This window comes from Emticicia sp. 17c, assembly GCF_037153985.1.
Taxonomy (GTDB): domain Bacteria; phylum Bacteroidota; class Bacteroidia; order Cytophagales; family Spirosomataceae; genus Emticicia.
Genome location: NZ_JBBAYI010000055.1, coordinates 1 through 1,048, shown reverse-complemented (window position 1 = coordinate 1,048; position 1,048 = coordinate 1). Strand labels below are relative to the sequence as shown.

Genomic DNA, 1,048 nt, shown 5'->3' with positions numbered 1-1,048 from the left:
ACAATTGCGGTAGCAGCAATTCATCGAATGTAATAACTATTACGACCGGCACACCGCCAGTAGTACCAGTAATAGCGACAACCAAGACAGAGTTGTGTGGCACAGAGACAACAACCTTGACAGCGAGTGGATGTAGTGCTACCATCAAGTGGAACACAGGAGCGACTGGTAGCAGTATCGTAGTAGGAACAGCCGGTGCAGGTACATACAGTGCAGTTTGTATGAACAATTGCGGTAGCAGCAATTCATCGAATGTAATAACTATTACGACCGGCACACCGCCAGTAGTACCAGTAATAGCGACAACTAAGACAGAGCTATGTGGTACAGAAACAACGACCTTGACAGCGAGTGGATGTACGGCAACTATCAAATGGAACACAGGAGCGACCGGTAGCAGTATCGTAGTAGGAACAGCCGGTGCAGGTACATACAGTGCAGTTTGTATGAACAATTGCGGTAGCAGCAATTCATCGAATGTAATAACTATTACGACCGGCACACCGCCAGTAGCACCAGTAATAGCGACAACCAAGACAGAGTTGTGTGGTACAGAGACAACGACCTTGACAGCGAGTGGTTGTACGGCTACTATCAAATGGAACACAGGAGCGACCGGTAGCAGTATAGTAGTAGGAACAGCCGGTGCAGGTACATACAGTGCAGTTTGTATGAACAATTGTGGTAGCAGCAATGCCTCGAATGTAATAACTATTACGACCGGCACACCGCCAGTAGTACCAGTAATAGCGACAACCAAGACAGAGTTGTGTGGCACAGAGACAACAACCTTGACAGCGAGTGGATGTAGTGCTACCATCAAGTGGAACACAGGAGCGACTGGTAGCAGTATCGTAGTAGGAACAGCCGGTGCAGGTACATACAGTGCAGTTTGTATGAACAATTGTGGTAGCAGCAATACATCGAATGTAATAACTATTACGACCGGCACACCGCCAGTAGCACCAGTAATAGCGACAACCAAGACAGAGTTGTGTGGCACAGAGACAACAACCTTGACAGCGAGTGGATGTAGTGCTACCATCAA

At 47.7% G+C, this 1,048-nt stretch carries 1 pseudogene; it reads left to right on the top strand.

Features of this window, described 5'->3' with window-relative positions:
* Positions 1–1,048: pseudogene (locus WAA15_RS24440) on the top strand (hypothetical protein); the annotation flags it as partial.